Source organism: Coleofasciculus sp. LEGE 07092, from assembly GCF_015207375.1.
Classification (GTDB): Bacteria; Cyanobacteriota; Cyanobacteriia; order Cyanobacteriales; family Coleofasciculaceae; genus LEGE-07092.
In genome coordinates, this window is sequence record NZ_JADEWY010000117.1 from 1 (window position 1) to 21,269 (window position 21,269).

Genomic DNA, 21,269 nt, shown 5'->3' on the forward strand with positions numbered 1-21,269 from the left:
GAGCCAAGGGGGAATTCTTCTAGTTTTCAATCTCGTGTTACGGTGATTGGGCGATCGCGGATTGAGGGTACTAATTTGAATGAGTTGCTCCAACCTCTGGGTGGCGGTGGACATTCTCAGGCAGCAGCAGCAACTCTTCGACATGAAAACCCTATATCACTTCTAGAGCATTTAGTCAAGCACTTACAAGAACAAATTCCTCAACCGCTGACGGCACGAGAGTTGATGTCGTCTCCAGTACGAACGATTCGCCCAGATACCACGATCGCTGAAGCCCAGCGAATTTTATTGCGGTATGGTCATTCCGGGCTTTCGGTCGTTGATAAAACTGACCAATTGGCAGGGATTATCTCGCGGCGAGATATTGACTTAGCGCTGCACCACGGTTTTGGTCATGCGCCAGTTAAAGGTTACATGACTCGTAATCTGAAGACGGTTAGCCCCCACGCTTCTCTGCCGGAGATTGAGTCTTTGATGGTGACGTATGATATCGGACGGCTGCCGATAATTGAAGACGGGCAGTTGGTGGGTATTGTCACCCGTACTGATGTGCTGCGGCAATTGCGTCAGGGAAAAGAACGGGGAGAGTGGGGCGATGCTTGCCCTCTGCCGAGTGTTAGCAATCAGTCCCGACTTTTGAATCTGCGCGATCGCCTTACACCTCCCCTATGGGAACTCCTTACCCAAGCGGCACGGGAGGCAGAGAAACGGGGTTGGCATCTTTACCTAGTGGGGGGAGCGGTTCGAGATTTGTTGCTGGCACAGGAAACCGATCGCCTACTGTTAGAAGATATTGATTTGGTAGTAGATGGCTTTCATCGCTCGGCTGATGTGGGTGCTGGCGTCACCTTGGCTAAGGCGTTACGGCAAAGTTATTCTAATGTTCGCTTAGAGGTTCACGGCGCGTTTCAAACGGCGGCGCTGTTGTGGCACAACGACCCGGTTTTAGACTCGTTGTGGATTGATATTGCCACCGCCCGAACTGAGTTTTATCCCTATCCGGCTGCTAATCCGGAGGTTGAAGCCAGTTCGATTCGCCAAGATCTATATCGACGTGATTTTACGATCAATGCAATGGCAGCGCGGCTGACGGGGGTACGGAATGAAGAGTTGCCCCTGTTGGATTTTTTTGGGGGATTGTTGGATTTGCGATCGCGTCAAATACGAGTTTTGCACGCCAACAGCTTTATCGAAGACCCTACCCGGATTTACCGAGCGGTAAGGTTTGCTGTGCGGTTGGGATTTGAGATTGAACCGCAAACGGAAGACTATATCCACTATGCCTTAGAAAGTGGAGTTTACGAGCGATCGCAGGTTGCCAATACCCGAGCGCCAGCCTTAGAGACACGATTAAAAGCAGAACTGAAATACATTCTGACAGCACCTTACTGGCAACGGGCATTACAGTTACTAGGGTCTTTGGAAGCGTTACGCTGTCTGCATCCCACCTTGAAACTAGACAAATCCTTGTGGTGGCGAGTGCGCCTTGTTGATCGTTGGTTGCGGCGATTTGACTCCGACCAAAGCCTAAAACACTGGCAGATGCGGTTGGAGGTATTGATTGCCCATTTACCCCCAGCAGAACGGGGCAAAGTGGCAAAAAAGCTTCAGCTTTCTGCCGATAGTATTGAGCGACTTCAGCAACTGGGGCAAGTACAAGCTGAGGTAGTAGAGAAGCTACCCCACTACCAGCGTCCCAGCGAAATTTTCACGCTGCTGCATCAGTACAAGTTACCTACCTTAGTGTTAATTGCGGTACAAAGCCCTAGAGCCATTCGGCGTAAGCTTTGGCAGTACCTGACTCAATGGGCGAATGTTCAGGCACCTTTGAATGGGAACGATCTCAAACGGCTAGGCTACAAACCTGGACCGCGATATCGGGAAATATTAGATGCCCTGTTAGTGGCAACACTCGATGGTGTGATTGAGGATGAAGGGGATGCAGAAGCATTTTTGGCAGAACATTATCCGCTGGGTTGAGATTATCCTGGGGATAGTTCTAGAGGTAATGATTCAAGAGGTCTGATTGTGGTCTTTTCTCAAAGCAGCTCCCCAGATGTAATAACAACTGTCCTCAGCTTAGACGAGTATCGGGCGATGGAAGAAACCCACCCAGAACGCCATGAATACCGCAACGGAGAGATTATTAAAATGTCGGGAGGTTCTGAAGTCCACAGTGCTATCGCTAGCAACTTATTAATTTACTTAGGGTTTTTGCTGAGAGATACAGATTTTCGTTTGTATAACAGCGACTTACGAGTTTGGATTCCTGAATATCAGTGCGGTACTTATACCGATTTGATGGTAGTTAATGGCTTCCCAGAGTTTAATGGTGAGCGCAATGATGAAATTCTCAATCCTTTACTCATTGTCGAAGTTCTATCACCCTCTACCGAAGCCTATGATCGAGGTGAAAAGTTCAGAAAATATCGCTCTCTTGCCAGCTTTCGTGAATATCTACTCGTGAGCCAAACTGAACCCTACATTGAGCAGTATCACAATCTTGAGCCTAGCAGTAATGATCGCTGGCTATGGCAAGTGTACTCTAACCTTGAGCAGGCGATCATTCTGCACAGTTTAAACGTAGAAGTTCCCCTGATTGAAATCTATCGTCGCATTAATTTTTAACCAACTCTTTATCCTTTAACTGCTTGTTGTCGATACATTTCCCGCAACACTAAGGCTGGGTCTATATATTGGTCAGAATACTTTACTCCCCAGTGTAAGTGTGGTCCTGTAGTCCGACCAGTCATCCCCACGCGACCAATTCTGACTCCAGTCGATAGCTGTTGACCTTTCCAGAGTTGAATACCGCCAGAACGATCAATTAGATAAGTGCCACTGCTATTGCTTTCAACATGACCTTTCATATGGCAGTAGACGTGCTTCCACTCTCCTGATTCAATTGTGATTGAGGTGCCGCAGGCGGTATTATCGGAGAGGGCTACAACCTGACCCGCCCACCAGTTGCGGATGTAGCTGCCATCGGGTGCAGCGATGTCCAAGCCACGATGAAATTCTGAGCCAGACCCCCGAGGAGAGCGGCGGTAGCCGTAGGGAGAGGTGTAAGCTTGAAAATTTTCGACGGGAAAAGAACCCCCTTGCCAGGATGTTGGGTTCATTACCTGAACGGGTGGAACCTCGAAGGCTTTGACTTGATGTTGGTTGACTCCTCCGAATAGGATTAATCCAACTAAACTCAGTCCAGCCAAAAGTAAGAAACGCCACGTTGCCGCCTTGCGCATTGGCTGCCACTGGGGTTTAGATACGTGTGACATCTATTCACTCCTCAACTGCTTGATGAACTGACAAGTGGGGTGACTTCAACAAAACAATATAATACGCGGTCTTTTCACTCATAATTGGCAAGGGTTAAACTTTGGTAGCTCCACACCGATGCAACCGTTCTAATTCTAAACTGGTAGGCAATGAAGGGACTTCAAAGCACTTTTGGGGTGTTTGAGCCATCGGATGATGTCTGAGATTCATACAATCGCTAGCCCCCGATAGATTAGCATATCGCGGCTGGAATCAAAGCGATGCACCACCCATCCACCTGATGCCGAGAAACTTAACTTAATATCAATCTCTGGAGATAGCATTCAGTTTCCGGGAATTCTGATTGACTTTACTCAGGAAAATTTTCCTTAATGGCTGTACAGATGAAAAATGGGGCATTTCTATGATCTATTTCCTGAGAGGCTTTGTTAAGATACATTAATAATTGACTGATCCCTCTTCAACGCAAACTTCTTGATGCTGACTGAAATCTTTCCGTTTCAATTCGAGCTGAGTGCCACAGCAATTGCAGGAGCCTCGTTATGGGCGCTGGCGCTGTATTGGGGTTTCTCTACCTTAAACCAATGGGTGATGGAGCAACTGAATCGCTGGTTTAACTTTGCCGAGCGATCGCTCTATACTTCTGTAGAGGAATTTGAAAGAACTCGTAAGGGCAGAGAAGCTCAAAATGCTTTCTACGCCTCACTTTTCAGTATCGTGCCGTTTTTAATCGTTGGATCTTTCTGCAACTGGGGCGTTGAATACACTCTCGGTTCCAGTTGGGGAATTAGCATCGGTATTCTTGCCTGTATCAGTGGCGCAGTTTATGAATTAGGGCGGCGGGATAGTCAGTCGAATTAGTGAATGGAAATAAAGCCCCTGAGATTATTATTGGTCAAGTCCCAGAAGTAAATTACATTGAGGGCTGTTTAGATATCGTACCTAGTGGTATTTAAAAAGATTGTATTTCGCTATTTGTGATAGCAATTCATAACGCAGCCATAGTGCTATTTTTTCAGGAGTTATTCCGTGGTGGAATTTCTCGTCCTTGGTAAAATCGCTGCTCTAATCTACCCAGTCCAAACCATGCCGCTCCTAGAAGCAAAGCCAAAGCAGTCGAGACAACTGCCACCGCTGTTGCTGTTTTCCCAAATAACAGAGCTAGCAGTGGTACAATCGCCCAGGCAAGTACTCCCACCAGTGCAACTCCCAGTCGGATTTGCCGAATTCTCACTAACGCAGTACTGCAACTTTTGCACTTAATTGTATGGGAGTGATAACGGTCTAGGAGGGTTTCCTTTGGCAATCGGGACGGTAAGGTTTGGTCTACAAACGGATTAGCATTGTACTGGTTCACCCACTGGCGCAACTCAAACACAAAATGGTCTGCCTTGGTTGGTAGATAGAAGGCTTTAGCGAAGTTTGAGCTGCCTCCCTTTTCCTCCAAGGAACGTTCCTGATAGTGCAGAAAAATTTGGTCATCTTCCAGAACCCCATTCTGCCCGATATGAGAGTACCAGCGTGGGGTCAGTTTGATGAATAAACCTGGCAATTTAGAGGAAAACTTGAAGGGAAAGCGAGCAAAAAGGCGACATTCCCCTTTACGGATGGGTGTAGCATAAACCACAGTTAACGTTCTGCCAAACTGTTTGGAGGTCAGGTCATGCCACATCAAACCCGGAGCGATAAAGGTGGTATCCTGGCGTCCTAGGGTTCCTTTTCGCGGTCCTTGTTCCCACATTCCTTTGAATCCCTGTCGGCTTGATTCAGTAATTTCAAGCTCGACTGGACTGGCATAAGCCCGATTTCCAACGGAACGATGGTGCGTAAAGGGTACGTGGCTAGCGTCTAGCACGTTTTCTAGCAACGTCAGTGCATCGTAGGGTAAATCCCTAAAGGTGTTAAGGCAAATCCATTCGTCTGTAAATTCTTCCAAGAGTTCCAGAATGGGAACCTTTACCTTGGGTGCATTCTCCGGTTGACCGGCGTAAACAAATAGCAGCCCCTGCCGTTCAGTCGTGGGTAATGAGGCAACGCCAGCCCGTTGAGAGGTTTGCGCACTTCCTCCTTCAAGTTGTTGGGGAATGCGATCGCAACTGCCCTCTCCCGCAAACGCCCAACCGTGATAAGGACACTCTAACAACCCATCTTCGGCAATCCTACCTTCTGAGAGGGGTGCCAGTCTATGGGGGCATCGATCCTCAAAAACTCGCCAACAGGAGGCAATTCGATCCCACCAGATGACTAAATCTCGACCTAGCAGGGTGAAGGGAGCTAGCTTCGACTTGTCCAAATCCTGAATGTAGTAAACGGGATACCACACCTCTGTCCAGTCGAACCGAGTTGAATCAGTGCCGCCAGCAGGCATCTCGCCAGCCTCGATAGGCTCAAGGATTGTTGCTGTTGTTTCCATGTTGAGACAGTTTGCCAATCATTAAAACTTCAACCTTTATTAACTTATGTTAACTGAAAGGCTTAGGCTGTGTCTTTATGGAAGTTCTTGGAGTGGGGAGTGGGGAGTGGGAATTTCTCCCATTACGCAATTGAGCTGCAACGTGGTATTACCAGGTGTATAGCGGAGATTTAAAGAAAAAGGAGGAGATGAATCTAGAAAAATCTATGCATCCAAGAACTTCAATTGCTGATACAGCATCGTTATCTGAGGAACCGGAACACTCATGTTTTGAGCTGCCCGTATGGGATTACCAAAAATGGCTTCTATCTCTAAAGGACGATGGGAATCATAGTCAATTTTCATGCTGGTACGATAAGGTTTCATCTTTACCGTATGCTCCAGCATCTTTTGGATGAAGCTCTCTTTTATCTCCAAACCATAGCCAGCAGCAGCCGCTACCACTTCTCGCATCAGTTGTTCAGCCATCTTTTGACCATAGCTATCATTAATAATAGCATCTGTTGTGGCATCTAATACGACGGATAGACCATTAAAGGGAATATTCCACACTAACTTTTTCCACCGCGATAGCAGTAAATTTTTAGAAAGCTGAATCGGAATACCCGCTTGCTCAAAATCAGCGCCAAGTTGACGCATTATCGGTGTAATTTCTACAGGTTGGTTATCTTTACTATAAGCTGCAAACTGAATCTGACCATAATCAAGATGATGAATCTGACCTGGACTAACTTTATTAGAACAGATAAAGCATAGCCCGCCTAAAACGTCTACATTTTCCCCGACAATTGAGGCAATTTCCGGTTCAATACCTAAACCATTTTGCAGGGTGAGAACAACACCCCCTTCTTTGACTAAAGGAGGTAATAAGTGAGGTAATAAGTGATTTTGAGTGGTTTTCAGGGCAATTAATACCACATCACAACGAGGCATATCTTTTACATCGTTGTAAGCATTAACCTGGGGTAAGGTAAAGTCGCCATAGATTGACGAGATTACCAAACCATGATGCCGAACGTACTCATAATCTCGTCGCAGCAGAAAATGTACCTCTTGCCCAGCGTTTTGTAAACAAGCGCCGTAAAAGCCTCCAATCGCGCCAGTTCCGATAACAGCGTAGCGTCTTCCCATAAGCCAATTTTCCTGATTCTAAGGTGAGTAGGCACAAATAAACGCTCACATCTTGCACCTACATCTTTCTCCCTTGGGCTCTATCTGTTATTCTTAATTTTCCGACGTGAGAGAATAGTAGCGACTTCGATCCTCACCAAAATCCCCCAAACATTATGGTAGCTCGCAGTGCGATCGCTCTTGCCCTCCTCCCCCTGCTCGGACTAACTACCCTTGCACCCCAAACCCTTGCCCAATCTATCACACCAGCTTCTGATGGCACGGGTACAATGGTTCAACAGGAGGGCAATACCTACACGATTAGGGGGGGTACACAAGTTGACTCTAAGGTATTCCACTCCTTTGGGGAACTCGGACTTTCGCCTAACGAAATTGCCAACTTTCTCTCGAACCCCAATATCCAAACGATTTTCGGGCGAGTTACTGGGGGAAACCCTTCGATTATCCAAGGGTTACTGCAAGTCACCGGGGGTAATAGTAATCTGCTGCTGATGAACCCCGCCGGGATTGTGTTTACTCAAGGGGCAAGTTTTAACATTCCTGGCAGTTTAACGGTTACCACCGCTGATGCGATTGGTTTTGAGAGTGGTTTCTTTACGGCGACAGGCAACGTCAACTATCAAAATCTGGTTGGTGCGCCGAATACGTTTGTTTTTACGGGTGATAATGGCAGTATCGTCAACGCGGCTGAACTTGAACTGAACCAGGGGAATTTGGCACTCATCGGTAGCAGTGTCATCAATACCGGAACCCTAAGCACTGCCAGTGGGACGATTACGATTACGGCTGTCCCTGAAAATAGAACCGTCAGGATTAACCAAGCGGGGATGGTGTTGGGCTTAGAAATTAGTCCGGCTGATTTGGAGAGTGGTATTCAGGCGACAGACTTAGCGAGATTACTCACGGGTTCCAATCTTGAAGATGACACAGGAATCCGTGTTGATGCCAACGACGAACTCAGGTTAACAGATACTAATCATCCCCTAGATACGGCGGGTAATGTGACAATTGCGGGTCAAGTTGAGGGGAATCAAGTCCATTTGGCGGCGGCGAATGATGTTAACCCCATAGGTTCCCCCGAAACCCTTATTCGCACTCATAACGGGGAATACAGCGCCCCTACTGTTACTCGGTTTGCCGCTAATCCAACGGATGCTAACAGCTACATTTTCCTAGATGCGACTGTCCCTGACTACAGTAATTTACTCTTCGGGGGTGAGGTGGGAACGACAACGGTGGTGGTTACGCCTAATGAAAATGGCATGGAGACGATTACTGAAATTCTAACCACACCTGGACTGAGTTTAGTCGATGCGCTACATATTGTTTCCGAAGGGAGTGAGGGGAATTTCTGGTTAGGGAACGCCTTTGTCGATAGTAATACGATCCGTCAATATCAACTTCAAATGGCGACGTGGAATCAGGGATTGAATGTAGGGGCAGATATTTTACTCTATGCCTGTTTTGTGGCATTGGGGAGTAGTGGTGACGCTTTGCTGAATACCCTGGCGAGTTACACGGGGGTAGATGTGGCGGGTTCTACGAATCTGACTGGGTTCGGGGGAGATTGGCAGTTAGAACGGAGTGTGGGGGAGATTCAGGCGACTGCACCGTTTGAGGGGAATGTGTTGGCGAATTATGGGGATACGTTACAGGTATTTACAACTACAAATGGGAATGATGCCGGGATAGGTTCACTGCGACAAGCGCTTCTGAATGCTAATGCTGCTGATGGAGATGATCAGATTCGCTTTGTACCTGGGTTAACTGAGGTGACGCTGACATCCGATGAGTTATTTATTGATGCCAGGAATGGCGATTTGATAATTGATGGTGATTCCGGTGGTGCGAGTAATGTCATTGTTGAACGCAGTACTGTCTCAGGAACGCCTGATTTCCGTATTTTCGATATTACGGGGGATGGTAATGTCACTATTGATGCCTTGACGATTCGTAATGGTGTTAGTCTCGCTGCGGGTGGTATAACTCGGGGTGTTGGAACGGGAACGCTACGTCTGACTGACAGTACTGTGAGTGACAATTCCGGTGACGGCATTTCTGCTAGTGGCATTATCAGTAAGGGTGCGGTGCTACTGGAAAACAGCACTGTGAGTAATAATTCGGGTCGTGGTATTCGCAGCGTTGGTACAGTGACTCTGACCAACAGCATTGTGAATAATAATTCTAGTGACGGTATTTCCGCTGAGGGTGCAGTAACTCTGACCGACAGTACTGTGAGTGGTAATTCTATAAGTTTTGTTACCAGTTACGGCATTTTTAGCCGAGATGCAGTAACACTCAACAATAGCAGTGTGAGTAATAATTTGGCTTTTGGCATTTCCGCTGGGCGTGCGGTGACACTCAACAACAGCAGTGTGAGTGAAAATTCCCGTGACGGCATTAGCAGCAACAATAGTACAGTCACTCTCAATAACAGTACGGTGAGGGGTAATTCTGATCGTGGCATTATCAGTAATGGTGCGGTGCTACTCGATAACAGCACTGTGAGTGACAATCTTGGTGACGGCATTCGCAGCACAGATGCCGTAACTCTGACCAACAGCACTGTGAATAATAATTCTGGTGACGGTATTTCCGCTCAAGGTGCAGTGACACTCAACAACAGTACTGTGCATGACAATTCCAGTGACGGCATTTTTAACCAAGAACATGCAGTAACACTCAACAATAGCAGTGTGAGTAATAATTTGGCTTTTGGCATTTTTGCTGGGCGTGCGGTGACACTCAACAACAGCACGGTGAGTGAAAATTCCCGTGACGGCATTCTCAGCATCCATAGTACAGTCACTCTCAATAACAGTACGGTAAGGAGTAATTCTGGTCGTGGCATTATCAGTAATGGTGCGGTGCTACTGGAAAACAGCACGGTGAATGACAATCTTGGTGGTGGCATTCGCAGCGCAGATACCGTAACCCTGACCAACAGCACTGTCAATGGAAATTCGGCAAGCGCATTGAGCGACGGTCTTGTCGGATTTGGCGGCGGTCTTTTCAGCAGCAGTGGAGTAACCATTATCAACAGCACCATAAGTGGCAATATAGCAACAGGTGACGGCGGCGGTATTTACACTGGTGGTGGCGGCACAATCATTAACAGCACTATCACCAACAACACAGCCGACTCCGATGCCAATGGGATAGGAGATGGCGGTGGTATCTATAATTCAACTCTTTTGGGCGGCAACACTTTAACCATCCGCAACAGCATTGTTGCCGATAATTTTGATCTCGGCGGTAGGATTCACCCTGATGTTTCGGGTGGAGCTATTATTAATGGTGATGCGAATAACCTAATTGGCAACCCCACAGGCGCAAACGGTACTATCGGTACAGGGAGTGACCTCACCTTTACCAGTTTAGGTATCACCGATATTAACCAAGTTCTTGCTCCCTTAGCGAACAATGGCGGCTCAACTCAAACTCATGCCCCCGTTCCAGGTAGCCCCGCCCTAGATGCGGGGAATAATGCTAATATTCCTGCTGGTATAACGACTGACCAACGAGGAGGAATCCGCATTATTAATGACATCGTTGATATTGGTGCATTTGAGTCCCAAGGCTTTACCTTAAATGTCACAGGTTCACCTCAAAGTACACCAATTAATACGGCTTTTGCTGACTCATTGACTGTGCAAGTATTAGAGAACTTTGCTAATCAGCCGATTCCAGGTGTCCCTATCACCTTCAATGCCCCATCAAGTGGTGCATCAGGCAGTTTTGGTAACGGTACAACCGTCCTCACCAATGCTCAAGGTATCGCCGAGAATCCGGTTACGGCAAATACAATTGCGGGCAACTATCAAGTCATCGCTACCGCTAACGGTTTATCGTTGACACCCTTTGATTTAACCAACACAGATAACCAAACTCAACCGCCATCAACTCCTCAACCCGAACCCCAATCCCCCTCAACCCCTCAACCGATTAATCCTGTCAATCCCATCAATGACTCATCTGCCAATCCAATAATTAATCCTGTCAATCCCATCAATGAATCGTCCCCGAATTCAACGATTAATCCCGTCAACCTACTCCAATTGCCCCAAAACCCACCCCCAATCGTCCAAACCCAGATTTCTGACCTAAAAATCGACATTGTGGCAGAAATTGAGGAATATTTTACTCGTCAGTATGAGGATTATTTAGGGTTTTCCGATACTCCAACGACCAACCAAGCCGAATCCCAAGCCATCCTCCGCCGAATTGAACAAGAAACGGGAACGAAACCCGCACTACTCTATGCTGTCTTTGTTCCCAGTAACGCCCCATTACTAACACCAACTCCAGGATTAAATCTGAACAAAAAACTAGAAACCCCTGAACGTGAACGCGACAGCAGTCAGGATCAACTGGAATTAATCATTGTCACCGCTGAAGGGCAACCCATACGCCGTCCCATACCCGGTGCAACACGAGAAAAAGTTCTCCAAACCACTCAACAGTTACGCCGTGCTGTCACCGATATTCGCATTCCTCGCCCTTACCTCCCGGCGGCACAACAGCTTTATCAATGGTTAGTTGCTCCCATTGAAGCGGAGTTAAATACCCACCAAATTGATATTATTTCCCTTCTCGTCGATAGTGGTTTACGTTCCCTACCCATGGCAATTTTGCATGATGGGGAGCAGTTTATTTTGGAAAAATACAATGTTAATTTAATGCCCAGTATTTCCTTGACGGATACTCGCTATGTGGATATAAAGAATCTGAAAGTGTTAGCGATGGGGGCATCCGAATTTACCGACCAAAATCCCTTACCTGCCGTTCCGGTAGAGTTATCAACAATTACCGAGAAACTCTGGCAAGGTCAATCGTTTCTCAATACTACATTCACGCCCCAACAGTTGAAAACAGTTCGGAATCAAACCCCCTTTGGCATCCTGCATCTAGCCACCCACGGTGAATTTAAATCCGGCAAACCTGAAAACTCTTATATTCAGTTTTGGAATAGTAAGCTATCTCTTGAGAAAATCCGAGAACTGGGATTAAATAACCCCCCGGTGGAACTGATGGTATTAAGCGCCTGTCGCACCGCTTTAGGGGATGAAAAGGCGGAGTTAGGATTTACCGGATTAGCGGTACAAGCTGGGGTAAAATCTGCCTTGGGAAGTCTCTGGTACGTCAGCGATGAAGCCACATTGGGATTCATGACCACCTTTTATTCCTACTTAAAACAAGCGCCGATTAAAGCTGAAGCATTACGACAAGCACAGTTAGCGATGATTCGGGGTGAGGTGCGAATAGAAAATGGTCAACTGGTTACGCCGAATCGTACCATTCTTTTACCGCCCCAGTTGGCTGAATTGCCGGATAAGGAACTGACTCATCCGTATTATTGGAGTGCCTTTACCTTAGTAGGAAACCCTTGGTAAACACGGTTCTACTTAAGACTTGCAGCGCTGGCAATAAACTCCAAGATACTGTAAGGCAGGCATAAGCATTTCAGCTTGATAAATTTTGCCTACCCTACCTGAAGGGGTGACTTTCATTCATGGCGGTGAATTTTTTTTCATTGGGACTGCCTTGCCTCATCAAATTACTATCACAGGATAGAGGATATCGGGTCTTGACTCTTCTAGAGTAGAGGTAAAGTTCATAACAATGTAGAGAAGTTCACTAAGACTTATGGCAGCACAGGGCAGAAATAGTTCATTGGCAGACCAAATGGGAGACGCTATCGCAACAGCCACGCAAGTCGCCAGTTCTGCGGCTAAGGTAGCATCTGCGGCAGCGCAAGTTGCGGCTGATAGCATTACAGGCACTACCACGGTTGTCACCAAGACGGTTGTGCCGACGGCTCAACGATTTGTAGAAGAGGGAACCGAAAGGGTAGGCAAAATCGCCGCGCCTATCGCTGAACATCCCCTCACTAAATATGCTGCCAAAGTTCCAGGCATTAATTTGGTAGTGGCTGCACTCGGTCAAGTTGATGTGGACAAGGCTCAAAGTGATGTAGATAAGCTGCGACGGGAATACCCCCTCGAAACACCCGAACAGATTTCTCACCGAATTATTGTCGATACTGCTATGAAAGCAGGGGGGGTTGGATTACTAACTAATTTCGTACCTCCTTTGGCACTAACATTGTTTGGGGTTGAGTTAGCAGCGGTGACAGCACTCCAAGCGGAGATGGTTTATCGGATTGCCGCCGCTTATGGATTTTCACTGAAAGACTCAACTCGACGGGGTGAAGTTCTGGCAATTTTCGGGTTGTCTGTGGGAGGTTCTGGAGTACTCAAAGGCGGATTGGGCTTTGTGGAGCTGCTGCCTTTAATCGGTATGTTTGTGGCAGCATCTAGTAACACGGCTTTAATTTACTCCCTAGGACAGATGGCTCGCCAATTTTATGAGGCAAAGACTAACTCCTCGACTCAAACTATTGGGATCTAAACTAAGTAATGTTGGAAAAGGGGCTAGGTTTTAGAGGAGACAAGGGGAATGTGTGAGAATTCTTTCTCCCCTGCTCCCTATCTCCCCTGTCACTTCATCCCAATTCCTCTGCTTAAGAAGCCACTGATACGGCTTGAGCGTGTTTTAACAACACAGCTTGGGTTGTGGTATCAACTCGGTTGAACGCTAATCTGCGATGACGGATTGGTCAAGTAACTTGTAGCGATCGCGTTGGCGATCTGTGAGAAGATTGGAGGGCAGCCAACTGCCTCTGGATATCGCGATCGCTAATTCCTTGAATTTTTGTCTGTTGCTGGGGCGTTAGCTGGCTGTAAGCTTGCTCAATCTCTTCATAGGTGTAGTCTACGATCAAAGCGTGGATTTCACCGACCGTCTGTACAGCTAGGATGGCAGCTTTGAGTTTGGCGATCGCTTCACTGGTGATCATCAGCGGCACTGGAGCATCATGTTTGATCGCTAATTTCCTTGGGGTTGCGTATCAATATATTCTCGCCAGTATTTTATCTTTCCGTCCTCAAGTTCAAAAACGATAGCATCTTCAGCTTGAGATTTCTCCCCTGTTTTTCTATTTTTGTCCTGCCAATTCCATTCAACTGCTCCCTCATTACCGCTAATAATCAGTCGTTTTAACGTTACCTGAGTTTCTGTGAATTCTGCAAAATAATCTGCGGCTGCTTTTTTAATTTCCGGCTTGCCCCTGAAGGTGGAACCGGGAACGATAAATAGACTATCGTCTGCAAAATCGGCAACGATTTTATCTGAATCAGCAGTTTCCCAAGCATTAGCCTGCCGTTCTACAAGGTGTTTAATTTCTTGATCAACCAATTCTGAGTCGGGTGACATCACAGTTATCGAAGATTCCGGTAAATTAGCAGTTGTTGGAGCCACAGGGGTAGCCGTACTCATGCTAGTACTAGAACTGCCGTCCAGGATGTAGATAGCCAAAATTATTAGAGCAACTATCACCCCGAAGCTCCACCTGAAAGATAGTCTGAACTTGGGCAACTTCTGCATTCTGAACTCCTTCTTTAGCTACAGTTTGGAGTTTTGACACAAATAGACATACTCTCTTATCTTTTTATTTTACAAAAATTTACCTCTTCTGACAAGATTTTCCATCATAATTAATTATAGAAGTAATATGTATCAACACCTGCATAACCCCTGCGTGTTTTATTGCTATGGAACAGACATCTAAATGATGTTCAAGTTGTCGCACAATCGTTGAATAGCATACCTGTAAAACCGTCAAGGGAACTGAATTTCGTACAACTACAGATAAAAGGAGATTTGTCTTATGTCTGTAGAACCAAGGGTTCTGCGTCAAGAACTGGGAGATTTTGGTAGCATTCTCTTCCTAAAGTCGATTCTTATTGGTATGGAAGAAGCAATTGGTGAGAAAACGGCGGCAATTGCAATGATTTCCGCAGGTCGTAACCAAGGAAAAAGTTCCATACAAGAGCTAGGTTTAGTTAACAAAGGTACGGCTTTACCTCTCGCAGAAATTCGAGAAAAAGCTAATCAAATTTTAGGCAAAGAGGGAACTCGTCTATGCATTATCGACAAGATAGAACAAGAAGGCGAGGTCTACAGAGTCTACGCCAAAGAAACCTTTTGTTCTTCAGGTGAACCGATGGGTTCGTCGCGACCCTGTACCTATACATTAGGCGCAATTCAAGGTTTTTTAGAGGCGTTTTTAGGTAAGCGCTTGAAAGGGCGACAAATCGGTTCTGTATTGAAGGGTAGTACTCATGATGTGCTGGAGTACACCATCCTAACGTAAGCAGCTAGATGAAGGCGACTATCATGGCAATCAATACTGAAAAACTGAGGCATATTCTCCAAAATTTTGTCTCAACGACACCCGATGTTCGGGGGGCAGCGATGGTTACGACAGATGGCTTACCCCTGGCATCAAGCTTACCGGGTGGCATGGATGAAGAAAGAGTTTCAGCGATGTCTGCTGCTATGCTGTCTCTGGGCGAGCGCATTGGTCGAGAACTCGGCACCGGTGGAATGGATCGAGTCTATGTTCAAGGTCATGATGGCTTTAGCATTTTGACCACTTGTGGTGATGAGGCTCTCTTTCTCATCCTTGCGAATAAGGAAGCCAAGGAGGGGGTTTTGATATTAGAGATGAAACGCACATTATCGGAACTTAAGCCAGCTTTGATGTAGTTTCCGTGACGTTCTCTCCCGTTAAGTTTTGTGGCTATAACGGGAGTGCCTTTGTAGCCTTCAAGATGGAGTTAAGACCCAGGAAAAATAGGTTAGCTGGTAACTGATGTCACTAGTACATATCAACCACAAAAAAGGGTTGAAAATTATAAACGGGCATAAAGACTTGCCTATTATAATAATACCAAATCAAGAATGAGTACTTTACTTAAAGTAACCGAAGAAAGCGATCGATTGAGTCAGTATCACCGGGCAATTAAATTCCATGATCGGCAATTACGCACTGCCCGGAGTCTCGGCGATCATAGCAAGGAAGCCGCTTCCTTAAACAACCTGGGTGTAGCTTACCATTGCTTAGGACAATACCAACAGGCAATTGATTACTATGGAGAGTCCCTAGAGATTGAGCGAGAGTTCGGTGATGCTAGAGGGGAAGCCAGAATCTGGAGTAATCTCGGCAAGGCTTACCATTCCCTAGGGGAATATCAGCAGGCAATTGAGTTTCATCAGAAGTCTTTAGCCATTAAACAAACAATTGGCGACATTAAAGGGCAAGCCAAATCCTTGATGGGTTTGGGCAATGCGTACCGTTCCTTGAAAGACTATCAGCAGGCGATTAATTATTATCAACAGTCGCTAGTCATTGCACAGAAACATGGCGATGCTAGAGTAGAAGCCATCTGCCTCGGCAATCTAGGCAATGTTTACGGTATTGTGGGGCAATATCCACAGGCGATTGAATCTTATCAGCAGTTGCTGATTATTCAACGGGAACTCGGAGACACTAGAGGGCAAGGCAAATCTTTAATGGATTTGGGCAGTGCTTATCATTTCTTAGGGCAGTACCAACAGGCAATTGTTTACTATCAGCAGTTGCAGGTTATTCAACGGGAACTCGGCGATGCTAGAGGGATAGTGGCTTCTCTTCGTAAATTGGGTAAAGCTTACTATTCCCTAAAGCAGTACCAACAGGCAATTGATGCCTATGGACAGTCGCTATTGATGGCACAGGAAATGGGCGATACGATCAGTCAAGCTAGCTCCTTGGGGAATCTAGGGAATGCTTACCAGTGCTTGGGGCAGTATCAACAGGCGATTGAATACTATCAGCAGTCACTGGCTATTCAACAAGGAGTGGGCGATCGCATCGGCACAGCCGTTTCTCTAAATAAACTGGGTAAGGCTTGCTGTTCCCTTGGATACTATGAACAGGCAATTGAATACTACCAGTCATCCCTAGAGATAGCACGGGAACTTGGCGATCGCTCTGGGGAAGCTCATTCTCTTAGCGGTTTGGGTAATGCTTACTATTGCCTCGGACAATGCCAACGGGCTATTGAATATCATCAGCAGTCACTCCTGATTACCCGAGAACTTGGCGATCGCTTAGTTTTGCAGTAGCAGTCTAATGAAATTAACAGCTTACATCGGATGGCAGGTAATCGGGTCGGTGTCCATCTGGGTAAATAGTCGAACAGTCGAGCTTGGCATTCGAGAGATCAACATTATGGCTGCGAAACAAGTTAGCACCCATTAACTGAGCTTTGGTTAAGTTCGTCTTTGCCAGATTCGCTCCACTTAGATTGGCATCACTCAGATTAGCCCCCGTCAAGTCGGCATTCCCTAAGTCCGCTCCTTGCAAGTTGGCTCCTGCTAAGTTCGCGCCCTGTAAATTGGCACGGCGCAGGGTTGCCCTACACAAATTGGCGTCTTGAAGATTCGCCTCAGATAGGTTGATTTGGTAGAGCTTGGCATCGCTCAACTGTACTACTTGAAGTTGTGCGCCCTCCAATTTAGCTTGACTCAAATTAGAGTAGGGTAAGTAGGTACTTTGCAATTTACTGCCACTAAGATCGATCGCTTGTAGATCGGCTTCAAATAAATCAGCCTCACTGATATCTAGGGCACCAAAGTCTCGTTTGCCACTGGCATATTCAGCCAGTAACTCTGCCCCACCAATCTTCCTCATTTGTATTTCTACTGTGGCAGCCTTTGTCCTTCCCATAATTTGATTGATGCTGCGATCTCAGGGTGGATGCAGTATTAATCCTCCCTAAATCCTAAAACACTGTAGCCAATGACACATTTTTCCTAATATTTTTTTTACACTTGTAAATATTTGCTTTATTATGTTTAGTATTTCTTGACAAATTCTTAATTTAATAATATAGGGAATCATTTTATGATTCTGGGACTTAGGGTGTGGAGCCAAGCATTTTAGCGTCTAAGAATGTCAAGATGAAAAGCGAAGCTCCAAACTTCCTGCAACTATGTCAGAACCGCAACGATCGATCGCTCAACACTACCACGAGCGCACTAAATATGACCCGGAGACAATCGCGGCAAAAAATAAGAGGTTGGATTGGGAAAATCAGCCCACCCCCTATAAAGATTACAAAGTCGGTGTTACCTTTGACTTAAAACCCTACCTACAAGATGATGCCCAAGCCGATGCCACAGAACCGGCTAAAAGCTGGCGGCGTTTATCACGACTGTTACTGTGCAGTTATGGGTTGACTGCCAGAATGGAAACGCTAATGGGATCGCCCATTTATTTGAGGGCGGCACCTTCTGCGGGTGGGCTCTATCCGGCGGAAGTGTATTTAATTTCCCGTGGCACTTCCCTACTACCGCCAGGACTCTATAACTATCAGTGCCGTAGCCATTCACTGGTGCATTTTTGGGAAAGTGCAGTTTGGTCGGGACTGCAAGATGCCTGCTTCTTTCATCCTGTTTTGGAACGAGTGGAACTGGCTATTGTCGTTACAGCCATATTTTATCGCTCCGCTTGGCGCTACGAAGACCGCGCTTATCGACGAATTTTTTTGGACACAGGTCATTTGCTGGGCAATATAGAGTTAGCGGGTGCTCTGACGGGTTATCGCCCTCACTTAATTGGTGGTTTTGCCGATCGCAAAGTGAATGACTTATTCTATATCGATCCTGAACAAGAAGGAGCGATCGCTGTCATTCCCCTGATCGATAGGTTTAAGCGGCAACAGAAGTTACCCCCTGTTTCCACCGCGTTACCCTCTGCCACTCAGGTAGACTATCCAGAAGTGCCGGAGGGAGAATTGCTGGGTTATTTTCATCGCGCCACTCAAATCGAGGAGAAGCGCCATCAGCCCATTGAGACAAGGCAGTCTGATGACTCGGAGATGGAGAGACAGCGAGAGGATAAGTACAACTTTCCCTTCTGTACAAAAGTATCAACGGTTACGACACCTATCTACTGGGGTGGAGTAACGGCTGAGGGATTGGTATCCTCGGCGTTAGAAAACACCATTCTCAAACGGCGATCGACTCGTGCTTACAATGGTGCTAACCTAACCTTCGATGAACTCAAAGCCCTTTTAGATTTTACCTACCAACCCCAGCATTACGCTGACCAAGGGTTTGATAGTTCGCCAGATTATTTTGATTTGAGTTTAATTGAAACCTTTATTGCCGTATCGGGCATAACGGGTTTAGAAGAAGGCTGTTACTATTACGCTCCTAAAGCTCAAGAGTTACGGCAAATTCGTTTTAAAAACTTCCGACGGGAGTTGCATTATTTGTGTTTGGGTCAAGATTTGGGTCGAGATGCAGGTGCGGTACTGTTCAACACGTCTGATTTGAACCAGGCTGTAGCAAAATATGGCGATCGCGCTTACCGTTATCTGCACATGGATGCAGGGCATTTGGGGCAACGGCTAAATTTAGTGGCAATTTACTTGGGTTTGGGAGTGAGTGGAATTGGGGGTTTCTTTGACAACCAAGTGAATGAAGTGTTGGGCATTCCTATAGATGAGGCAGTCCTCTATATTACTACCCTAGGGCGTCCTAGAATGAGTTAGAGTAGCTACCTATAGATCTAGTTAAGATTACCCTATTGCCGAAACTGAGATTCAGCAAGCCTAGTGATATTGTTCATAAGCAGCGACAATTTTCTGAACCAACGGGTTACGAACAACATCCTTAGTGGTGAGTTCGCAAAAAGCAATACCGTCAACGTTGCGTAATATTTTTTTAGCAACTCCCAACCCTGACTCTTGATTCATCGGTAAATCTGTCTGGGTAATGTCGCCAGTAACAACCATACGCGATCCAAAACCCAGGCGAGTTAAAACCATTTTCATCTGGGCTGGTGTTGTGTTTTGAGCTTCATCCACAATCACAAATGCATTACCGAGGGTACGACCTCGCATATAAGCTAAGGGAGCGACTTCAATAACACCTCGTTCCATGAGATTGGGAATTTTCTCAGCATCAATCAATTCGTACAACGCATCGTAGAGGGGGCGCAAAAATGGGTTGACTTTCTGCTGCAAGTCTCCTGGCAGAAAGCCTAGCTTTTCTCCTGCTTCTACAGCAGGTCGTGTTAATATTAATCGTTCGTATTGATTCGCCAGCAGCGCCTGAGTTGCGAGAACGACGGCTAGAAAGGTTTTGCCAGTACCAGCCGGTCCGATACAAAAGGTGAGGTCATGGCTGAGTACGGATTTGATATACTGTCTCTGCCGGAAAGTTTTCGCTCGAATCACCTCGCCTCGACGAGTCCGCGCCAGCACATCTTGCTGTAAATCTCGCAGTTCATCCTGGCGGTGGGTGTCTAGGGCATGGCAAGCGGTTTGGATGTCTGCTTTGTCAATCCGTTTTCCCTCCTCCCAAAAGGATTTTAGCGATCGCACCAGGGAGGAAGCGCGTTCAATTTGGTTGGCAGTGCCAAATATTAACAGTTCTTGTCCCCGCAATACCAGTGTTGCGCCGGTTTGCTGGGATAGAGTTTTCAGATTTTCATCACGGTCGCCCGAAAGTGCGATCGCACTTTCGTAGCTTGGCAGTTCAATCGTTTTGGATACGTCACTCATCCAATTGTAGCTTTATTGAAGTTGAACATTGGCAGGTTAGAGAAGATTAAAGACCGGGAAACGGAGAGAAGCTTTTCAGGATAAATACTCCCCATCCTTCTCTCCTTATCCCTTATCTTCCACCTAATTGAGCCTACCTGTAGCAAGTTAGAAACGAAGGAGTCCTCAACTCGCGTTTTACTCAGAGCGAAATTTGGAATTCACTCTAGGCTTTGACGGTCGGCGAGACGGACCTTTTCGGGGGGGAGCTTTACTGTTTGATGCAGTCTCTCGACGGGAACTTCCGCCAGCAGAGCCATCGTAGATATCTAGATGGGCAAATTGATTGGCTGCCTGAGCTACTCCTTGAATAACAGTCCGAATCGCCTGAATATTGCGACCTCCCCGACCAAACACTCGCCCCTTGTCCTCTCCTTCAAAAGCCACACGAATCCAGACTCGCTCATTACCGTGTGACTTCTCGCAGTCTACACTAAGCGAAGAAGGTGACTCTAAAAACGGCTGTATCAAAAATCGCACGAGATCGACATAATTTGGCTCGGTATATCGAGCGTTTTCAGGCACGGGCTTGTTCAAGGACATTGGCTTTCCGAAGAATGTCACGCACTGTATCAGTCGGTTGAGCTCCATTTTGGAGCCACTTGGCAATTGCTGGTGCGTTTAGCCTCGTTTGATCAGTTCTGGGATTATAGAAGCCCAATTCTTCTAGGGGACGACCATCGCGGCGTTCATTGCTTGCAATTGCGACAATTCGGTAGCTAACTTCGCGTTTTTTGCCGTATCGTTTGAGCCTGAGTTTGACCATATTTCCAAATAATTCATCTGTTTGATCTTAAGCGATCGCTGGAGATTAGGGTGTAGGGCTTCGGCGTGAGCGTCAGCGTTCGACTGAGCGCTCACGCCGAAGTCCGAACGGTGTGGGGTGTGGGGTGACACAGAGATTTTCGAAGTTTACTCTTCTCCCCCGCACCCCTGCACCCCTGCTC

The 21,269-nt window shown here is 46.6% G+C and carries 19 protein-coding genes; 9 read left to right on the forward strand and 10 right to left on the reverse strand.

Annotation, left to right across the window (positions count from 1 at the left end; all coding sequences use genetic code 11):
* Nucleotides 1–1,980, forward strand: a 1,980-nt coding sequence (locus tag IQ257_RS23075; RefSeq protein ID WP_193933255.1) for a CBS domain-containing protein, incomplete at its 5' end; no start/stop codon positions are given.
* Nucleotides 1,981–2,028: 48 nt separating this feature from the next.
* Nucleotides 2,029–2,628, forward strand: coding sequence for a Uma2 family endonuclease (locus IQ257_RS23080; RefSeq protein WP_193877571.1), 600 nt, complete (start codon nucleotides 2,029–2,031; stop codon nucleotides 2,626–2,628).
* 8 nt (nucleotides 2,629–2,636) lie between these two features.
* Here IQ257_RS23080 and IQ257_RS23085 read toward each other — a convergent pair whose 3' ends face one another.
* Nucleotides 2,637–3,278, reverse strand: a complete 642-nt coding sequence (locus IQ257_RS23085) for a M23 family metallopeptidase (RefSeq protein ID WP_228060952.1) — start codon at nucleotides 3,276–3,278, stop codon at nucleotides 2,637–2,639.
* A 478-nt stretch (nucleotides 3,279–3,756) separates the two neighbouring features.
* Here IQ257_RS23085 and IQ257_RS23090 point away from each other — a divergent pair, with 478 nt between their 5' ends.
* A complete protein-coding gene (locus IQ257_RS23090; protein WP_193877573.1) occupies nucleotides 3,757–4,140 on the forward strand; it encodes a hypothetical protein in 384 nt (127 codons plus the stop codon).
* 154 nt (nucleotides 4,141–4,294) lie between these two features.
* Here IQ257_RS23090 and IQ257_RS23095 read toward each other — a convergent pair whose 3' ends face one another.
* Nucleotides 4,295–5,692, reverse strand: a complete 1,398-nt coding sequence (locus IQ257_RS23095; RefSeq protein ID WP_193877575.1) for a Rieske 2Fe-2S domain-containing protein — start codon at nucleotides 5,690–5,692, stop codon at nucleotides 4,295–4,297.
* A 204-nt stretch (nucleotides 5,693–5,896) separates the two neighbouring features.
* The gene (locus IQ257_RS23100; RefSeq protein WP_193877577.1) at nucleotides 5,897–6,823 is read right to left on the reverse strand and encodes a putative 2-dehydropantoate 2-reductase; all 927 of its coding nucleotides are present in this window, start codon (nucleotides 6,821–6,823) and stop codon (nucleotides 5,897–5,899) included.
* 155 nt (nucleotides 6,824–6,978) lie between these two features.
* On the opposite strand from IQ257_RS23100, the gene IQ257_RS23105 reads away from it, so the two are divergent.
* Together IQ257_RS23105 and IQ257_RS23110 are read left to right on the forward strand one after the other, a co-directional pair.
* Entirely contained in the window at nucleotides 6,979–12,216 is a 5,238-nt protein-coding gene (locus IQ257_RS23105) for a CHAT domain-containing protein (RefSeq protein ID WP_193877579.1), read from the forward strand.
* Between the two features lie 253 nt (nucleotides 12,217–12,469).
* Nucleotides 12,470–13,234: a hypothetical protein gene (locus IQ257_RS23110; RefSeq protein ID WP_193877581.1), complete on the forward strand. Its 765-nt coding sequence runs from the start codon at nucleotides 12,470–12,472 to the stop codon at nucleotides 13,232–13,234.
* A gap of 208 nt (nucleotides 13,235–13,442) precedes the next feature.
* Here IQ257_RS23110 and IQ257_RS23115 read toward each other — a convergent pair whose 3' ends face one another.
* From IQ257_RS23115 to IQ257_RS23125, 3 genes are read right to left on the reverse strand one after another with little or no spacing between them, the layout of a single operon-like run.
* Nucleotides 13,443–13,691, reverse strand: coding sequence for a hypothetical protein (locus IQ257_RS23115; protein ID WP_193877583.1), 249 nt, complete (start codon nucleotides 13,689–13,691; stop codon nucleotides 13,443–13,445).
* A 20-nt stretch (nucleotides 13,692–13,711) separates the two neighbouring features.
* Nucleotides 13,712–14,161 (reverse strand): nuclear transport factor 2 family protein, encoded by a 450-nt coding sequence (locus IQ257_RS23120; protein ID WP_193877585.1) that lies wholly within the window; start codon nucleotides 14,159–14,161, stop codon nucleotides 13,712–13,714.
* A gap of 7 nt (nucleotides 14,162–14,168) precedes the next feature.
* Nucleotides 14,169–14,309: a hypothetical protein gene (locus IQ257_RS23125; protein ID WP_193877587.1), complete on the reverse strand. Its 141-nt coding sequence runs from the start codon at nucleotides 14,307–14,309 to the stop codon at nucleotides 14,169–14,171.
* A 243-nt stretch (nucleotides 14,310–14,552) separates the two neighbouring features.
* On the opposite strand from IQ257_RS23125, the gene IQ257_RS23130 reads away from it, so the two are divergent.
* The 3 genes from IQ257_RS23130 to IQ257_RS23140 all read left to right on the forward strand — a co-directional run bounded on the left by IQ257_RS23130 (nucleotide 14,553) and on the right by IQ257_RS23140 (nucleotide 16,834).
* A complete protein-coding gene (locus IQ257_RS23130; RefSeq protein WP_193877589.1) occupies nucleotides 14,553–15,038 on the forward strand; it encodes a hypothetical protein in 486 nt (161 codons plus the stop codon).
* Nucleotides 15,039–15,061: 23 nt separating this feature from the next.
* Nucleotides 15,062–15,433 carry a roadblock/LC7 domain-containing protein gene (locus IQ257_RS23135; protein WP_193877598.1) on the forward strand — a complete coding sequence of 124 codons (372 nt, stop codon included), beginning with the start codon at nucleotides 15,062–15,064 and terminating at the stop codon, nucleotides 15,431–15,433.
* A 195-nt stretch (nucleotides 15,434–15,628) separates the two neighbouring features.
* Nucleotides 15,629–16,834 carry a tetratricopeptide repeat protein gene (locus IQ257_RS23140; protein WP_193877600.1) on the forward strand — a complete coding sequence of 402 codons (1,206 nt, stop codon included), beginning with the start codon at nucleotides 15,629–15,631 and terminating at the stop codon, nucleotides 16,832–16,834.
* Between the two features lie 13 nt (nucleotides 16,835–16,847).
* On the opposite strand, the gene IQ257_RS23145 is transcribed toward IQ257_RS23140, so the two are convergent.
* A complete protein-coding gene (locus IQ257_RS23145) occupies nucleotides 16,848–17,402 on the reverse strand; it encodes a pentapeptide repeat-containing protein (protein WP_193877613.1) in 555 nt (184 codons plus the stop codon).
* Between the two features lie 301 nt (nucleotides 17,403–17,703).
* Between IQ257_RS23145 and IQ257_RS23150 the strand changes: the two genes are divergently transcribed.
* Nucleotides 17,704–19,269 carry a SagB/ThcOx family dehydrogenase gene (locus IQ257_RS23150; protein ID WP_193877602.1) on the forward strand — a complete coding sequence of 522 codons (1,566 nt, stop codon included), beginning with the start codon at nucleotides 17,704–17,706 and terminating at the stop codon, nucleotides 19,267–19,269.
* Nucleotides 19,270–19,329: 60 nt separating this feature from the next.
* On the opposite strand, the gene IQ257_RS23155 is transcribed toward IQ257_RS23150, so the two are convergent.
* The 3 genes from IQ257_RS23155 to rpsP form a co-directional block, all read right to left on the reverse strand.
* Nucleotides 19,330–20,283: a PhoH family protein gene (locus tag IQ257_RS23155; RefSeq protein WP_193877605.1), complete on the reverse strand. Its 954-nt coding sequence runs from the start codon at nucleotides 20,281–20,283 to the stop codon at nucleotides 19,330–19,332.
* 177 nt (nucleotides 20,284–20,460) lie between these two features.
* Complete coding sequence (locus tag IQ257_RS23160) at nucleotides 20,461–20,865, reverse strand: KH domain-containing protein (RefSeq protein ID WP_193877607.1); 405 nt, start codon at nucleotides 20,863–20,865, stop codon at nucleotides 20,461–20,463.
* Nucleotides 20,840–21,088: a 30S ribosomal protein S16 gene (rpsP, locus tag IQ257_RS23165; RefSeq protein WP_193877609.1), complete on the reverse strand. Its 249-nt coding sequence runs from the start codon at nucleotides 21,086–21,088 to the stop codon at nucleotides 20,840–20,842. Before rpsP ends, IQ257_RS23160 begins: the two co-directional genes overlap by 26 nt.
* Nucleotides 21,089–21,269: the final 181 nt, after the last annotated feature.

Bases quoted from the DNA above. Each gene is read 5' to 3' on its own strand.
- IQ257_RS23085 (WP_228060952.1), bottom strand. From the start codon at position 3,278: ATGTCACACGTATCTAAACCCCAGTGGCAGCCAATGCGCAAGGCGGCA.
- IQ257_RS23090 (WP_193877573.1), top strand. From the start codon at position 3,757: ATGCTGACTGAAATCTTTCCGTTTCAATTCGAGCTGAGTGCCACAGCA.
- IQ257_RS23095 (WP_193877575.1), bottom strand. From the start codon at position 5,692: ATGGAAACAACAGCAACAATCCTTGAGCCTATCGAGGCTGGCGAGATG.
- IQ257_RS23100 (WP_193877577.1), bottom strand. From the start codon at position 6,823: ATGGGAAGACGCTACGCTGTTATCGGAACTGGCGCGATTGGAGGCTTT.
- IQ257_RS23105 (WP_193877579.1), top strand. From the start codon at position 6,979: ATGGTAGCTCGCAGTGCGATCGCTCTTGCCCTCCTCCCCCTGCTCGGA.
- IQ257_RS23110 (WP_193877581.1), top strand. From the start codon at position 12,470: ATGGCAGCACAGGGCAGAAATAGTTCATTGGCAGACCAAATGGGAGAC.
- IQ257_RS23120 (WP_193877585.1), bottom strand. From the start codon at position 14,161: ATGAGTACGGCTACCCCTGTGGCTCCAACAACTGCTAATTTACCGGAA.
- IQ257_RS23130 (WP_193877589.1), top strand. From the start codon at position 14,553: ATGTCTGTAGAACCAAGGGTTCTGCGTCAAGAACTGGGAGATTTTGGT.
- IQ257_RS23135 (WP_193877598.1), top strand. From the start codon at position 15,062: ATGGCAATCAATACTGAAAAACTGAGGCATATTCTCCAAAATTTTGTC.
- IQ257_RS23140 (WP_193877600.1), top strand. From the start codon at position 15,629: ATGAGTACTTTACTTAAAGTAACCGAAGAAAGCGATCGATTGAGTCAG.
- IQ257_RS23145 (WP_193877613.1), bottom strand. From the start codon at position 17,402: ATGAGGAAGATTGGTGGGGCAGAGTTACTGGCTGAATATGCCAGTGGC.
- IQ257_RS23150 (WP_193877602.1), top strand. From the start codon at position 17,704: ATGTCAGAACCGCAACGATCGATCGCTCAACACTACCACGAGCGCACT.
- IQ257_RS23155 (WP_193877605.1), bottom strand. From the start codon at position 20,283: ATGAGTGACGTATCCAAAACGATTGAACTGCCAAGCTACGAAAGTGCG.
- IQ257_RS23160 (WP_193877607.1), bottom strand. From the start codon at position 20,865: ATGTCCTTGAACAAGCCCGTGCCTGAAAACGCTCGATATACCGAGCCA.
- rpsP (WP_193877609.1), bottom strand. From the start codon at position 21,088: ATGGTCAAACTCAGGCTCAAACGATACGGCAAAAAACGCGAAGTTAGC.